At 71.5% G+C, this 15,721-nt stretch carries 11 protein-coding genes; 7 read left to right on the forward strand and 4 right to left on the reverse strand.

The features are described from left to right. The 3 genes from ABT034_RS34650 to ABT034_RS34660 all read left to right on the forward strand — a co-directional run. Positions 1 to 7,299 (forward strand): LamG-like jellyroll fold domain-containing protein (locus ABT034_RS34650; protein ID WP_351221090.1); only part of this gene is annotated, 7,299 nt, incomplete at its 5' end. A 6-nt stretch (positions 7,300 to 7,305) separates the two neighbouring features. Next, positions 7,306 to 7,875 (forward strand): hypothetical protein, encoded by a 570-nt coding sequence (locus tag ABT034_RS34655; protein ID WP_351221091.1) that lies wholly within the window; start codon positions 7,306 to 7,308, stop codon positions 7,873 to 7,875. Positions 7,876 to 7,968: 93 nt separating this feature from the next. Then, on the forward strand, positions 7,969 to 8,541 hold the full coding sequence (locus tag ABT034_RS34660) for a suppressor of fused domain protein (RefSeq protein WP_351221092.1): 573 nt from the start codon (positions 7,969 to 7,971) through the stop codon (positions 8,539 to 8,541). A 38-nt stretch (positions 8,542 to 8,579) separates the two neighbouring features. On the opposite strand, the gene ABT034_RS34665 is transcribed toward ABT034_RS34660, so the two are convergent. Then, positions 8,580 to 9,302, reverse strand: a complete 723-nt coding sequence (locus ABT034_RS34665) for an Rv1352/Rv1906c domain-containing protein (RefSeq protein WP_351221093.1) — start codon at positions 9,300 to 9,302, stop codon at positions 8,580 to 8,582. Positions 9,303 to 9,486: 184 nt separating this feature from the next. Between ABT034_RS34665 and ABT034_RS34670 the strand changes: the two genes are divergently transcribed. From ABT034_RS34670 to ABT034_RS34685, 4 genes are all read left to right on the forward strand, one after another. Beyond that, a complete protein-coding gene (locus ABT034_RS34670) occupies positions 9,487 to 11,553 on the forward strand; it encodes an N-6 DNA methylase (RefSeq protein ID WP_351221094.1) in 2,067 nt (688 codons plus the stop codon). A 48-nt stretch (positions 11,554 to 11,601) separates the two neighbouring features. Next, entirely contained in the window at positions 11,602 to 12,183 is a 582-nt protein-coding gene (locus tag ABT034_RS34675; protein WP_351221095.1) for a hypothetical protein, read from the forward strand. Next, a complete protein-coding gene (locus ABT034_RS34680; protein WP_351221096.1) occupies positions 12,180 to 13,709 on the forward strand; it encodes a serine/threonine-protein kinase in 1,530 nt (509 codons plus the stop codon). Before ABT034_RS34675 ends, ABT034_RS34680 begins: the two co-directional genes overlap by 4 nt. Before the next feature lie 121 nt (positions 13,710 to 13,830). After that, a complete protein-coding gene (locus tag ABT034_RS34685; RefSeq protein WP_351221097.1) occupies positions 13,831 to 14,232 on the forward strand; it encodes an LppU/SCO3897 family protein in 402 nt (133 codons plus the stop codon). A gap of 92 nt (positions 14,233 to 14,324) precedes the next feature. Here the strand turns inward: ABT034_RS34685 and ABT034_RS34690 are convergent, their stop codons facing one another. The 3 genes from ABT034_RS34690 to ABT034_RS34700 all read right to left on the reverse strand — a co-directional run. Beyond that, positions 14,325 to 14,714, reverse strand: a complete 390-nt coding sequence (locus tag ABT034_RS34690) for a hypothetical protein (protein ID WP_351221098.1) — start codon at positions 14,712 to 14,714, stop codon at positions 14,325 to 14,327. Beyond that, on the reverse strand, positions 14,711 to 15,334 hold the full coding sequence (locus tag ABT034_RS34695) for an RNA polymerase sigma factor (RefSeq protein ID WP_351221099.1): 624 nt from the start codon (positions 15,332 to 15,334) through the stop codon (positions 14,711 to 14,713). The genes ABT034_RS34690 and ABT034_RS34695 overlap by 4 nt, the downstream gene beginning before the upstream one ends. Before the next feature lie 83 nt (positions 15,335 to 15,417). Next, on the reverse strand, positions 15,418 to 15,721 hold a 304-nt coding region (locus ABT034_RS34700; RefSeq protein ID WP_351221100.1), incomplete at its 5' end, for a hypothetical protein.

Here is a 15,721-nt window from a genome sequence, read left to right on the forward strand (position 1 = left end):
ACGATCACCACCCCGGGCGGCAAGACCCAGGCCTCGGTCGTCTACGGCACCACCGACGACGTGGTCCTCCAGGCCACCGACGGCAACGGCGGTACGTGGAAGCTCAACCCGGCCACGATCACCGGCTCCTCGCAGGTGTACCGCTCGTCCGTCATGGGCTCGGCCCCGGCCGGCTACTGGCGTCTGGACGACACCCAGGCCGCGGCGCAGGCCGCGAACCAGGTCAACACCGGCTTCGGTACGTACAACAACGTCATCCAGGGCGCCGAAGGCCCCTTCGGCGCGGACGACGCGACCGCGGCCACCTTCGACGGCACCAGCTCCTTCGTGGAGGTGCCGCACGGCGTCTGGCACAACAAGCCGGACCGCACCGTCGAGCTGTGGTTCAAGACCGCCAACCCCGGCGTCCTCGTCAGCGACCAGAGCCGCGCCCCCAACGACCCGCTCGGCGCGGGCGGGGCCTACTCGCCGCTGCTGTACGTCGGCGCCGACGGCAAGCTGCGCGGTCACTGGTGGAGCGCCACCGGAAGCGGGACCACGGACTTCGGCTCCCTCTCCACGGTCACCGACAACACCTGGCACCACGCGGTGCTCTCGGCGACCGGCACCAAGCAGACGCTCTACCTCGACGGCGTGAAGCAGCGCGAGTACACCGGCGCCGCCAACGACCAGTCCACCAACCGCACCTTCATCGGTGCGGGCTTCACCAAGGGCTGGTTCAGCTCCCCCGAGGACGTCAGCTTCTTCACCGGCTCCCTCGCCGAGGTCGCGGTCCACTCCAAGGGCCTGACCGACGCCGACGTCGCCACCCACTGGTCCGCCTACAAGGCGTCCTCCGGTGTCGCCCCGGTCCGGACGGTCAAGCTGACCGACCCGAGCAACAAGACGCTCACCTACGTGTACGACGCGGAGATGGGCAACCGCCTGCTCACCGCCATCGACACCGAGGGCAAGCGGACCACCTACGGCTACGACACGGGCGGCTTCCTGCACACCGTGACCGACGCCAACGGCAACCGCTCCATCACCGGCCACGACGTACGCGGCAACGCGGTCTCCCAGACCACCTGCCAGGACACCAAGTCCAACAAGTGCTCGACGGAGTACTACACGTACTTCCCGGACGCGACCACCGTGCTGCCGACGATGGACCTGCGCAACGACCTCATGCTCACCGAGCGCGACGGCCGTTCCTCGGGACCCACGGACAACACCTATCTGACGTCGTACGCGTACGACACCGGGGGCAACCTGCTCTCGGTGACGACGCCGCCGGTGCCGGGCCACCCCAACGGGCGGACCGCGTCGACGACGTACACCACCGCCACCACCCCCGCCGCGGACACCGGCAACACGCCCGCCGGTCTGGTGGCGCAGGTGACCACGCCCGGCGGCAAGAAGACGTCGTACACGTACTACGCCAACGGTGACCTCGCGGAGATCACCGACGCCAACGGCGCCAAGGTGAAGCACACGTACGACAACCTCGGCCGACTGCTCACCAAGACCGAGACGTCCGACGCCAACCCGTCGGGCCTCACGTCCACGCAGACGTACGACAAGAACGACCAGGTCGTCACCGACACCGACCCGAAGGTCACCAACCGGGTCACCGGCGCCGTGCACCAGGCCAGGACGACGACGGCCTACGACCCGGACGGCAACATCCTGTCCCAGACCGTCGCCGACCTCAGCGGCGGCGACACGGCGCGCACGACGTCGATGACGTACGACGCCCACAACCAGATAGCGACCAGGACGGACCCGGGCGGCGACACCACGTCCTTCGAGTACGACGCCTACGGCAACAAGGTGAAGGAGACGGACCCCGCGGGGAACGTCAACGTCTACACCTTCGACGCCGAACAGCGCCCGCTCACCACCAGCCTGCTCAACTACACGGGCGACCCGTACAACCCGTCGCCGGCGACGACCCTGGTCCAGGAGTCGCGGGCGTACGACCCCGCGGGCCGCCTCGCGTCCATCACCGACGCCATGGGCTGGGTCACCGCGTACGCCTACACCGACGACGGCCTGGCGGCCAGCGTGGTCCGCAAGGACCCGCACACCGGCAAGTCGTTCACGGAGCAGGCGAACAGCTACGACGCCGCCGGCAACCTGATCGAGCAGATCACCGACGACGGCCAGACGCGCACCACCTTCACGGTGGACGCCGCCGACCGCACCACCACGTCCGTCCTCGACCCGAACGGGATCGCCAGGACCAGCAAGGTCGGCTACGACCCGGACGACAACGTGGTGACCGAGACGGAGTACGACCCGGCGACGGGCGACACCTCCACCACGGACAACCGCTACGACCACCTGGGCAACGTCACGGGCAACACCGTCCACGACGGCACCACCGCCCCGGTCTCGCGCTACAAGCTGGACGAGACGACCGGCTTCGGCCTGGCCGACTCCTCCGGCGGCAACAACACCGGCACCCACGGCACCGGAATGCACTGGAACACCGACCGGAGCGGCAGCGCCGCCTTCGACGGTGACATCAACTCCTGGGCACAGGCCTCGGGCCCGGCCGTGAACACGGCCGGCAGCTTCACGGTCTCCGCCTGGGCGAAGCTGTCCGACCTGACCACGGGTCGCACGGTCCTCTCCCAGGACGCCGGCAGCGTGTACGGCTTCGTGCTGTACTACGCGGCCAACACCGGCTGGGCGTTCGCCCGTCCGCGCGCGGACGCGCTGCCCCTCGCCTACGACCGGGCGGTCTCCGCCCCGTCCGCGGCGGTCGCCGGAGCCTGGACCCACCTGGTCGGCATGTACGACGCCCAGGCCTCCAAGCTGCGCCTGTACGTCAACGGCACGCTCGCCCAGGAAGTCGCCGTCAGCGGCAACTGGGAGGCGACCGGTCCGTTCCAGATCGGCCGCCACAAGATGGGCGCCGCGAACTACGACTACGAGTTCAAGGGCGGCATCGACGACGTCCAGGTCTACTCCGAGGCACTGACCGCGGCGCAGGTCACCGCCGTCAAGGGCGGCACCCTGCCGGCCGCGGGCAGCTCCGTCCGCACCACCTCGTGGAAGCTGGACCAGCGCGGCCTGCCCACCTCGGTCACGGACGCCAACGGCGCCGTCACCGACTACGGGTACGACGAGGCGGGTCAGCAGACCTCCCTCACCGCCCCGGCCGTCAACGCGGAGCAGAACGGCGGGACCCCGGTCTCCGTCCGTCCCGTCTCCATGACCGGGTACAACACCTTCGGTGAGCCGACCGAGTCCTCGGACCCGCTCGGCAACGTGACGTCGACGGCCTACGACGCCGAGGGCCAGGAGTCCTCGGTCACGTCCCCGTCCTACACCGCTCCGGGTGGCGCGACCGCCATCCAGGCCACCTCCTGGAACGAGTACAACAGGCTCGGCCAGGTCACGGCGGAGGTCGACCCCATGGGCGGCCGCACGACGTACACGTACACCCAGCTCGGCGACCTGGCCTCGGTCACGGAACCCGGCGGCGGGACGACCAAGTACACCTACTCCACCAACGGCGACCAGCTCTCGGCCACCCGGCCGAACGGCGCCCGCGAGGAGACCACCTGGGACTACCTGGGCAACCCGCTCACCAGCACGAGCATCGAGCGCATGCCGACGCAGCGCGCGTACACGGCGATCAACGAGTTCAACGCTCCGGGCGGCGAGCTGTCCCGGACCGTGTCGCCGACCGGCGTCTCGGAGTCGTACAAGTACAACGCCGAGGGCGAGGTCACCGAGGTGACCGACGGCGCGGGCAACAAGTCCACGTTCACCTACGACATGGACGGCCAGGTCCTCAAGGCCACGGACCCGGACGGGACCAGCACGAAGAACACGTACGACGGGTTCGGCCTGCTGACCTCCTCCCAGGACCTGGACGCGAACGGCGCGGTGCTGCGCACCAGCACCTCCACGTACGACCGCGGGGGCAACCCGCTGTCGCTCACGGACGCCAGGGGACACACCGCGACCTTCACGTACGACAAGACGGGCCTGGTCACCAAGGTGGTCGAGCCGGTCTCGGCCACCGAGTCGATCACGTCGACCTTCGGGTACGACGCCGCGGGCAACCGCACCCGCTTCACCGACGGCCGGGGCAACCCGTTCCTGACGACGTACAACGCGTGGGGGCTGCCGGAGTCGCAGATCGAGCCGTCGACCCCGACGCACCCCGACCTCGCCGACCGCACGTTCACCGCGACGTACGACCTCGGCGGGCGCGTCAAGGAGATGCGCTCCCCGGGCGGTGTCGTCGTCTCGCACGAGTACGACGCGAAGAGCCGGCTGGTCCGCCAGGCGGGCTCGGGTGCGGAGGCCGCCACGGTCGACCACACCTACGACTACGACGCGGACGACCGTCTCACCGCGGTCGCGGGCGCCGGTGACGAGAAGAACACCTTCTCCTACGACGACCGCGGTCTGCTGCTCTCCGCCAACGGGCCCTCGGGTGCCTCCTCCTTCGCCTGGAACGGCGACGGGGCGATGACCTCGCGGACCGACGCGTCGGGCACGTCGACGTACGGCTACGACACCGCGGGCCGGCTGAAGACCGTCAACGACGGTGTCACCGGCACGACGGCCACGTACACGTACGACGTCAACAACGCCGTCACGGCGATCGACTACGGCGCCGGCAAGTCGAAGCGCTCCTTCGGCTACGACTCCCTGCAGCGGCTCACCAGCGACAAGCTGGTCTCCCCGACCGGAAAGGAGCTCTCGACCCTCACCTACGGGTGGGACGCGAACGACAACCAGACGTCGAAGAAGACCACGGGTCTCGCGGGTTCCTCCACGAACACCTACACGTACGACTGGGCCGACCGCCTGGCGTCCTGGAACAACGGGACCACGACGGAGGTCTACGGCTACGACGGGTCCGGCAACCGCACGCGCGTGGGTGGCGACACCTACACGTACGACGCCCGCAACCGACTGACGTCGGACGGCAACAACACGTACGCGTACACCGCCCGCGGCACGATGAGTTCGGTCGTGGACGAGAGCGGCAAGGCGACCTCGGTGAAGGCCGACGCCTTCAACCGCGTGATGCAGGAGGGCGACCGCACCTACACGTACGACGGCTTCGACCGGGTGCGTGAGGCGAAGGACGAGACCGGTTCCGCGATCCACACCTTCCAGTACAGCGGCGCCGGCAACGACGTCGCCTCGGACGGTGTGACCTCCTACAGCAGGGACGCGGACGGCTCGCTGATCGGCGTCAAGACGGCCGCTTCGGCCGTGCTGGCGCTGACGGACCTCCACGACGACGTGGTGGCCCAGTTCTCCGCCACGGGTGAGGCGCTGACGGGCTCGACGACGTACTCGCCGTTCGGCAAGGTCGTCCAGAGCACCGGAATGCTGGGTGCGCTCGGCTACCAGTCGGGCTGGACCGACCCGGAGACGGCCAAGGTCAACATGGCCGCGCGCTGGTACTCGCCGGAGACCGGCCAGTTCAACAGCCGTGACACGGTCGGCCTCGACCCCGTCCCGAACTCGATCGCGGCGAACCGGTACGCGTACGCGGACGGCAACCCGATGACGGGCGTCGACCCGACGGGCCACTGGTTCGAGTGGGCGAAGAAGGCCGTCAAGAAGGTCGCGAAGAAGGTCAAGAAGACCGCCAAGTCGGCCTGGAAGAAGACCAAGGCGACGGTCAAGAAGGCCGCCAAGGTCGTCAAGCGGGCCGCGAAGGCGGTCAAGAAGGCCGCCAAGAGGGTGGTCAAGCGGGCGAAGAGGGCGGTCAGGAAGGCCGTCAGGTACGTCGCCGACAGCGTCAAAAAGGTCAAGAGATACGTCAAACGGACCTATAAGCGCGTCAAGCGGTACGTCCACAAGGTCGTCAAGCACGTCAAGAAGACCGTGCGGAAGGTGGCCAAGGCGGTCAAACACGTCGCCAAGAAGGTGGTGAAGGCGGCCAAGAAGGTCGGCAGAGCCGTCAAGAAGGCGGCGAAGGCGACAGCCAACTTCGTCAAGCAGCACGCGTCGACGATCGCTTCCGTAGCGACCGGTCTCGTGGTGTTCGCGGGCTGTACCGCCCTCACCGCCGGTGTCGGCGCCATCGGATGCGCGGCCCTCGCGGGCGCGGCGGCCAACGGCGTCGGCTACATGATGAGCGACGGACCGAAGTCCGTCGGCGGGTTCCTGGGATCGGTCGTCCTGGGCGCGGCCACGGGCGCGATCGGCGGTGCTGTGGGCGGTCTGGCCGCCGGTGCCGCGGGGCGCCTGCTGAGCGGTGTCGGCGGCAAGATCGCCCAGGGCGCCGCACAGGGTGTCGCGGGCGGTGCCGCCGAAGGCGCCGTCAGCTACGGCGTGTCCTGCGTCGGCAGCGAGGAAGGCTGCAGCGTCGGAGGCGCGGCCAAGGCCACGGCGGCGGGTGCCGCCGTGGGTGGTCTGTTCGGCGCGGCCGCCGGAAAGCTGTCGAAGGGGTGCCACAGCTTCACCGGTGCCACCGCGGTCGTCATGGCGAGCGGTCTGTCGAAGCCGATCAGCCAGCTCAAGGCCGGCGACTACGTGCTGACGGCCGAGCCCGGCAAGGACACGAAGGAGGTCCACCGGGTCGAGAAGGTGCACGTCACCACGCACGACCGTGACTACGTGAAGGTGACCGTCGCGACCAAGGACGGTGCCAGGACCCTGGAGACCACCGCCCTGCACCAGATCTACAACGCCACGACGAAGACGTGGACGCGGGCGCAGGACTTCAAGGCCGGGGACCGGCTCCAGACCGGTGACGGCTCCCCCGCGAAGGTCCTGAACATCCGCACGTACAGCGACGACACCGTCACGTACGACCTGACGGTGAACGGCCTCCACACCTATCAGGTGGTCGTCGGCAAGACGCCGCTGCTGGTCCACAACTGCAACTTCCCGAGCCGGGCGGAGGAGATCCGCAAGGTCATCCACGACGGATCGAAGCGCGGCGGCCGGCCGTACAAGAACCAGACGGTCGCCGTGGTACGGGCCGACACTCCCGACGGTCCTCGGGACGTCGTGGCCGCGAGCGGCGACGGCCTCACCAAGGCGCAGGAGGCCGCGCTGAAGCCGGGCGAGGTCGCCGCGGTGAACGACCCGGGCCTGCATGCGGAAACCAACGCCATGCAGCACATCAACAATCAGCCCGGGTGGTCCTTGGCCGACGGCGGCGCGAGCCGAAACGTCTGCCCCTACTGCGAGCTCTCCATCCGGAACGCGGGTGGTAGCTTGACCGGGCCGTCCTCATGGAAGGGGCGAATAAACTACATGCTCAACGGAAAAGCGAGACACAACTTCCGTTGGGGCCAGCGTTCGTTCACGTTCGGGAAAAAATGAGGTCACATGACTCTGCCGCATAGTCAAGCAGCCAGGGTGCAGCTCGTGCGGTGCGTCGTCGCCAAGTTCGCACCGGTCATCGGGGCGGGGCTCTCCTCGGAGTGGGACGACGTCGTGCTCGATCATCCCGGCCTCCCGGAGATCACCGAAGGGCTCGCCGGAATGGCCGACCCGGGTGTGGCCGTGAGCCTCGACGACGTCGAGGAACTCACGGACTCCCTCGAGGAACTCCTCGACCTGTTCGAGGACGAGCCGATGGGGAGTGCCTACTACCCCTTCAAGGCCGCGGAACTCGTCGAGCTGTACTGCCGTATGGCGACCGGTGATCTGCCCGATGACGCGCCGGTTCCGCTGGCCGAGTGGGTGGACCGATTCGCCGGACACGTCGACTGGCAGCTCGACAAGAGCGGAATCGATCTCGGCCGGCCGAAGTACTTCGCCGAACTCGAGCTGGAACTCCGCTCGGGTCAGGCCGGGCTCACCGGCCATGAGGACTCGAATTTCCGTGAATTCATGGAAAGTTCGAGAGACATCGGAAGCCGGTACGTATCGGCTCTGCGGTCGGCCTTGAGCTGACCCATTCGGGGCCGTCACTCCTCACGGGGTGGCGGCCCCGCTTTTTTTCGTGACACGTAGGACCGGATGACTCGGAACGGGTTGGTGCGCAGGATGGCCGTACTGGTCGATCACCTCGAAGCGCGGCTGGGCGGGCTCGAAGGGGCCTGGTCCGCCGGCGAGCAGTCCCCCGAGGGGGCTCCCCAGGTGGGGTACTTCACCGGCGGGGTCCTTGAGGGTGCCCGGTCGTTCGCCACCATCGGGCTGCACCGGACCCCGCTGGCGTCCCGCTCGGGCCGGCATCTGCACCTTGAGCTTCTGGGGTGCGACCGGCCGGAGCCGGGCGAGGAGCCGGGGCCGTTCCCGGGCGTGCTGGAGTACGTGGCCGGGCGCCTGATCTCCGGCGGGCAGGCGGTGCTGCGGGGCGACGTCCTGCGTCTGCCGATGCCGCTGACGCCCGGCGGCTCGATGACCGCGCTCTACGCGGCGGCGCCGGTCTGCTTCGACGAGGCCTTCGGGTCGGTCGTCCTGGAGAACGGTTCCGATGTGGCCATCGTCTGGCTGGTGCCCATCGGGGACCGCGAGGCCGAGTTCGTCGAGCGGAACGGCTGGGAGGCGTTCGAACGCGAACTCGTCCGCCATGATCCCGACCTGCTCGACGTGGGCCGTGCGGAGATCCTGCGCTGACGCCGGATCCCTGACGTGCCCCCCGCGCCCGGTGGACGTCAGGACGTCTTCGCCCAGTCGCCGCAGCCCGAGGACTTGAAGTAGCCGTCCTTCGCGGTGACCTTCACGATGGCCGTGCCCGTGGCGTTGTCGTTGGCGAGGATCGAGTCCGTGCCGTGGCTCGCGTCCTTCGAGCGCTCCCAGTAGCACTCGGCGTCCTTGTTGCCCGTGGACTTGTACGTGCCGGGGGCGATGTCGACACCCACCTTGAACATGCCGCCGTCGCCCTTGAGCGTGGCCTTGGGGGTGCCGGTCGCCTTCGGGTCGACGGCCTCCCACGTGCCGCAGCCCGAGGACTTGAAGAGCTTGTCCGAGGCCTTGATCTCGACGTAGCCGGTGCCCGTCACGTTGTCGTTGGCGAGGATCGCGTCCGTGTCCCCGGAGGCGCTCTTGGCGCGCTCCCAGTAGCAGCCGGCGTCCTCGTTGCCCGTGGAGCGGTAGAGGCCGGGCTTCACGTCCGCGCCCACCTCGAAGTCCCCGTCGCCGTCGATCGTGACGGCCTTCTTCTCCGGGGCCTTCGGGGCGTCGGGGGCCTTGGACTCCGGGGCCTTCTTGTCGCCGCCCTGCCCCGCCGACTGCTCCTGCTTCGCGCCGGCCGTGGGGGACTCGCTGTCGCCGCCCCCGCTCACTGCCGCGCCGATGACGACGACGGCGACGACCGCGCCGGCGGCGGTGAGGACCTTGTGGCGGGCGAACCAGTTGCGCTTCTGCTGCTGAGACATGGCTGTGGCACCTTCCGGGCGTTGTGGGGGCCTCCTGTGAGGACCCCGCGTTCCGATGACGTAATCACAGCAGAGAGCGTGAACCGAGTCAACACCGTTCACGGGATTTCGGTTCGCTCACGCCGTGAACGCGTGCGGGCAGTATGCTCGGTGTGTTCACACACGTACGAGGGGAGTCGGACAGGTGCCCGCAGAGAGCACGACAGAGGTCACCGCCGCCGGTATCGCCCGGCTCGCGGGCGTCGGCAGAGCCGCCGTCAGCAACTGGCGCCGCCGCCACGCCGACTTCCCCAAGCCCGTCGGAGGGACGGAGACCAGCCCCTCCTTCGCCCTCGGCGAGGTCGAACAGTGGCTCCGCGACCAGGGAAAACTCGCGGAGGTCCCGCTCCGCGAGCGGGTCTGGCAGCAGCTCGCGGGACACCCCGCCGGCACCGTCGCCGCCCTCGTCCACACCGGCTGCGTCCTGCTGCTCCGCCGCGAGCGCCCCCGCGCCTGGACCGCACTTGGCGCGCTCCCCGACGCCCGGCTCGCGGAGGTCCTCCCCACCGCCCTCGAAGAGGTCCTCACCGTCCGCTTCGGCCTGCCGCGGGCCGTCCGCACCCCCACCCCGTCCGAGACGGTCCCCGCCGTCCCCCTGCTCCGCGCCGCCGTCGAGCTTGCCGACGAGCTGGGGGGAGCGCGCCAGGCCTTCGAGTTCCTGCTCGGCCGCCACCTGGACGCCAACCCCCGCCAGTACACCCTCACCCCGCCTCCGCTCGCCGAACTCATGGCGGAACTCGCCGCCGCCGCGGCCCCCGACGGCCGCCCCCTAGCCACCGTCGTCGACCCGGCCTCCGGCACCGGCGGCCTGCTGCGCGCCGTCCCGCACCCCGCCGCCCTGTTCGCCCAGGACACCGACCCCGACCTGGCCGCCCTCACCGCCCTGCGGCTCGCCCTCCACGGCAACGCCGACATCCGCGCCGCCACCGCCGACACCCTCCGCGCCGACGCCTTCCCGGACCTGGCCGCCGACGCCGTCCTGTGCCACCCGCCGTTCAACGAACGGACCTGGGGCCACGACGAACTCGCCTACGACCCGCGCTGGGAGTACGGCTTCCCCGCCCGTACGGAGTCCGAGCTGGCCTGGGTGCAGCACGCCCTCGCCCGACTCCGGCCCGGCGGGACCGCGGTGCTCCTCATGCCGCCCGCCGTCGCCTCCCGCCGCTCGGGCCGCCGCATCCGCGCCGACCTCCTGCGCCGCGGCGCGCTGCGGGCCGTGGTCGCCCTCCCGGCCGGCGCCGCACCCCCGTACGGCATCCCGCTCCACCTCTGGGTCCTGGTCAGGCCGGGCGGGGACCAGCGGCCGCCGGCGGAGACCCTGTTCGTGGACACCGCCGGGCTCGTCCCGGACGCCGGCCGCGACCGACTGCCCTGGGCCACCCTGCGGAACACGGTCCTCGACGCCTGGACCGGCCGGGGCGGCGAGGAGTCCGTCGCCCGCGCGGTCCCCGTCATCGAACTCCTCGACGACGAGGTCGACCTCGCGCCCGCCCGCTACCTCACGGCCCCCGCCGCCGGCGGCTCCGCCCCCGAACTCGCCGCCGTCCGCGACCGCCTGGACGAGACACTGCGCAGGACCCGGGGCCTCGCCCCCACCCCCGTCCCCGCGCGCTCCGGGCCCCGCCCGCTCACGACCGTCGGCGAACTGGCCCGCACCGGCGCCCTCCAGCTCCGTACCGGAGGCGCGGGCACCGCACCCGAAGGCGGCCACGACGGCACCGCGCCCGCACCCGCCCCCGTCCTCACCGAGCACGACGTCCTGTCCGGCGGCGCCCCTTCCGGCACCCTCCCCGGCGGCGGCCCCGCCGAGGAGCCCGTCCTCGTGGCCGAGGGCGATGTCGTCGTCCCCGTCCTCGGCGGCGGCTCCGTGGCCCGGGTCGTGGACGCGGCCACCGCGGGCGCCGCCCTCGGCCGCAACCTCCAGCTGCTGCGGCCCGATCCGGCCGCGCTCGACCCCTGGTTCCTCGCCGGCTTCCTGCGCGGCACCGCCAACAACCGGCAGGCCAGCAGCTTCGCGTCGACCGCGACCAGGCTCGACGTGCGCCGCCTCCAACTGCCCCGGCTGCCGCTCGCCGACCAGCGCCGCCACGGCGCCCACTTCAAGTCCCTCGCGGAGTTCGAGGAGGCCCTGCGGCTCGCCGCCCGCCTCGGCGAGCAGCTGGTGCAGGGCCTGTACGACGGTCTCGCCGACGGAAGCGTGGAGCCGGGGTGAAGACCGTCGTACTCTCTTAGCCGGATCATCCGCCTGGGGGAGCGTCGTATGTACGGACAGGTGCCCACACCCACCACCGCACCCGTGTCGGCGCGGGCCGCCGGCCCGTCGGCGGCCACGATCACCGTCCGCGTGCTCATCACGGTCCTGGTCGTCCTGTCCCTGGGGCTCCTCGCGTGGGTGGCCATGCTCCGGATCGCGATCATGCGGCGGTCGGGGCGCGACTGGGCGCTGTTCTGGGTCCACCTGGTCCTGAACATCGCCTGTGTGGTGCCGCTGGAACAGCGGTTCGCCGGCACGTGGATGAACACCGCGGGGATGGTGGCGCTGCTCGTCCAGATGGCGGTCGTGGCCTGCTACTTCCTGGTGGTCGACATCCGCCACCACCAGCCGGCCCCGGTCATGGTCATGGTCCCGCCGCCGCCCGCGCGGCCGCCGATGCAGCCGTCCGCGCAGCCGCCGTACCCGTATCAGCCGATCGGATACGCGCAGGCGCCCCAGCTGCCCCTCCCCACCGCCTCCCCCGCCCCCACCCCCGCCCCCGGCCCCCGGATCGACCAGGTCCGGGCCGAGCTCGACGAGCTGAGCGACCTCCTCCGCACCGGCGAAGAGGGCGAAGGCCGGGCGTGAACGGGCGTGTCATCGGCGGGCGTTACGAGCTCGCCACCGTCATCGGCCAGGGCGGCATGGGCCAGGTCTGGACGGCGTACGACGGGAGGCTGGACCGCCGGGTCGCGGTGAAACTGCTCCGGCCGGCCACCATGACCGGCCCCGCGACCGCCGCCGACGAGCTGCGGCGCCGCTTCGTGCGGGAGTGCCGGGTCACCGCGCACGTCGACCACCCGGGTCTTGTCACCGTGCACGACGCGGGCAGCGAGGGCGACGACCTGTACCTCGTCATGCAGTACGTGGAGGGCGCGGACCTCGCGGACCATCTCGCCGAGCACGACCCGTACCCGTGGCCCTGGGCGGTCTCCGTCGCCGCGCAGCTGTGCGCGGTGCTCGCCGCCGTCCACGCCGTGCCCATCGTGCACCGCGACCTCAAACCGCGGAACGTCATCGTCCGCCCGGACGGCTCGGTCGTCGTCCTCGACCTGGGCGTCGCCTCCGTCCTGGACGCGGACACCACCCGGCTCACCCACACCGGTTCCCCCATCGGCAGCCCCTCGTACATGGCGCCCGAGCAGGCCATGGGCGGCGCCGTCGGCCCGTCCACCGACCTGTACGCCCTCGGGGTCCTGCTCCACGAACTCCTCAGCGGCGACGTGCCGTTCGCCGGGTCCACCGCGCTCGGTGTCCTCCACCGGCACCTGTACGAGCCTCCCGTACCGCTCCGGCAGCTGCGGCCCGAGGTCCCGGAGGCGCTCGAAGCGCTGGTGCTCAGGCTGCTCGCCAAGGACCCGCGCGAGCGGCAGTCCGGGGCGCACGAGGTGTACGAGCACCTGCTGCCGCTGCTCCCCGCGCGCGGGGCCCCGGCCGGACCGATGGACCCGACCCGGCCGTTCCTCCGCCCGCACGCGCCCTGGCCCGACCGCCCGACGGCACCTGCGCAGGTGTCGGCGGAGGTGCACGCGACGCCTGCGACGCCTCCGCCCGTGGCCCGGCCCGATGTCGCCGCCGCCGTCGACGAGGTCAAGCGGCTGCTGGGGGAGGGTTCGCTGACCCAGGCCGTGGACGTCCTCGGCGGAATCCTGCCCGCCGCCGCGGCCGAGCACGGCGAGCATTCGCCGGTCGTCCGCATCCTGCGCAAGCAGTACGCGTCGACGCTGATGGACGACGGCCGGTACCGGAGCGCCCTGCCCGAGTTGCGCCGCCTCGCGGCCGACCGCGAGGCGGAGGCGGGCCCGGCGGACCCGCAGGCCGTGCAGTTCCGGTACGACGCGGCTCTTTGCCTGGAGCAGCTGGGGGAGACGGCCGCCGCGCTCACCGAGTTCCGTGCGGTCCTGCCGTACTACGAGCGGGATCTCGCCCGTGCCTTCGACATCCGGCAGCGGATCGGACTGCTCCTCGTGGCGACGGGCGAGCACGCCGCCGGGCAGGACCAGCTCCAGCGGCTGCTGTACGACGCGGAGCGCGCGTACGGCCCGTATCACCCGCTACCGGTGGACTTGCGACGGGCGCTGGAGCACCAACGGCAGCCGGGACCGCGTTCCTGACGGGACGGCAGAATCACGACTCGGCAACTGATCGGGTGGTGGAGTTACGTGATCCTTTTTGCCTGTTTTGGTGCATGTAACGTTCGCGTCTGATCATGTCCGCGCTCACAAGGAACCTCTCATGACGACGCCGTCCGCGCCATCCGCCCCCGAGCAGCCCGCCGCCCCCGAGCAGCAGCCTGCCGCTCCCGCGAAGAAGGGCGGCAAGCTCCTCAAGAAGGTCGGTGGAGTCGTCCTCGCGATCGCCATCGCCGTCGCCGTGAAGCTCGGTCTCCCGCACCTCACGGGCGACGCCCCGGTGCACGCGCAGGCCGGCGAGTGTGTCACCGTGACGGGCCCGGACGACAACCCCAAGGTCGACACCACGGACTGCTCCTCCGGGAAGCCCGACCTGTTCAAGGTCGTCAAGGTCATCGACAACACCTTTGACGTGAACCAGTGCGGCGCGGAGCTCTCCGCGCTCGCGCAGCAGCTGAACTCGGACAAGTTCGTGCTCTGCCTCGAAGCGGTCCCCGCGAAGTAGTCGCGCGCTCGCCGCTTCTCCCCGAAAGGGCCGGAACCCCTAGTGGTTCCGGCCCTTTCGCGTGCCTTCGCCCGCTGTCGCGGGCGGGCCCTTCACGGCTGTCCCAGCGGCCCCGGGGCGGTGGCGTCGCCGGACTCGGCGACGGACGGCGTGGACGGGGCGGACGGGGCGGACGGGCGCGGCGGGGGTGACGTCGTCGGCACGCCGACGCCCGGGGGGCGGGCGGGCGGCACCGGGGCGGGGGTGACCGGCCCGGCGGGCGTCAGGACGAGCAGGTACGCGGCCGCCACCGCGGCGGCGGCACCGAGGCTCGCGAAGACGACCCCGCGCACCCGGCGCGTCCCCCAACGGCGCCCTCGCGGGGCCTCGTCGCGCCGCAGGTCGCGGTACGTGACGAGGGCGGCCCGAGCGGCGAACGCGGCGCGCAGCCGGTCCTCGGTGGGGGAGCGGTGGTCCTCGTCGTGCGGTGTCAGCGGTCTCATCGGCCCGCCTCCAGCTTCTTCTCCAGGGCGTCGAGGGCGCGGCTCGCGGTCGACTTCACCGTGCCGCGCGACAGCCCGAGGGTCTGGGCGATCTGCGCCTCGGTCAGCTCCGACCAGTAGCGCAGCACGAGCACCTCGCGCTGACGCCGGGTCAGCCGCGCGAGCGCGTCGAGGACGTGCCGGTGCTCCTCGGCGAGCAGCAGCCCCTCGTCGACGGGCGCGCCGGCACCCGGATGGGGCGGGGTGTACGCGCGCGCGGTGCGGCGCCTGCGCAGCACGGAGCGGGCCGCGTTGACCACGGCGGTGTGCAGGTACGCGCCCGGGTCCTGGAGCCCGTGGAGGGAGGTGCCGTACGTCCGGCAGACGGCGGTGAACGCGTCCTGGACGACGTCCTCGGCGGTGGGGAGGTCGTCGACGAGGAAGAGCGCGAGCCGCACCATGTCGAGCCGCCGCGCCCGATACAGCTCGGTGAGCGTGGGCGGCTGCTCGTGGGCGCGGGACGGGCCGAGGGCATGCGGCTGACGCTCCCGTGCCGGCGCGTTCCCGGTCCGGGAGGACAGGCGGGCGAGCAGCCGGGACCACCAGGGCGGTGGTGCGGTGGCGGGTATGGCGTACGACAACTGCGAGGTCCTCACTCCGTCGCGGAGGGGCGGCCGGCCCGGCCGCGGAATCCCGGCCGACCGCCCGCTCCGCGGTGCTTGTACTACTTCCCGACGCCGGTACCGGGCGCGACCACCCGGGGCGCGCCCTCGGCGGGCGCGGGGGCGGGCGTGGCGCTGGGCGCGGAGGCCGGAGCGGGGGCGGCGGTCGGAACCGAGGGGGCGGTCGGCTTGACGGCCGGGGCGGGCGCGGCCGGGGCCGGCACGGTGGTGGGCTTCGCGGCGGGCACGGCCGGCGCGGGCGCGGCGGGGGCCGCGGGCGCCGGCACGGTGGTGGGCTCGACGGACTCGTCCCGGAGCGACAACTCCTGCGCCAGCACCTCGCAGCCCGCCTCGGTCAAGGAATCC

This window comes from Streptomyces sp. NPDC002773 (genome assembly GCF_040295605.1).
In the GTDB taxonomy this organism is placed as follows: Bacteria; Actinomycetota; Actinomycetes; order Streptomycetales; family Streptomycetaceae; genus Streptomyces.

Bases quoted from the DNA above. Each gene is read 5' to 3' on its own strand.
- ABT034_RS34690 (WP_351221098.1), bottom strand. From the start codon at position 14,714: ATGAGACCGCTGACACCGCACGACGAGGACCACCGCTCCCCCACCGAG.
- ABT034_RS34660 (WP_351221092.1), top strand. From the start codon at position 7,969: ATGGCCGTACTGGTCGATCACCTCGAAGCGCGGCTGGGCGGGCTCGAA.
- ABT034_RS34665 (WP_351221093.1), bottom strand. From the start codon at position 9,302: ATGTCTCAGCAGCAGAAGCGCAACTGGTTCGCCCGCCACAAGGTCCTC.
- ABT034_RS34685 (WP_351221097.1), top strand. From the start codon at position 13,831: ATGACGACGCCGTCCGCGCCATCCGCCCCCGAGCAGCCCGCCGCCCCC.
- ABT034_RS34655 (WP_351221091.1), top strand. From the start codon at position 7,306: ATGACTCTGCCGCATAGTCAAGCAGCCAGGGTGCAGCTCGTGCGGTGC.
- ABT034_RS34675 (WP_351221095.1), top strand. From the start codon at position 11,602: ATGTACGGACAGGTGCCCACACCCACCACCGCACCCGTGTCGGCGCGG.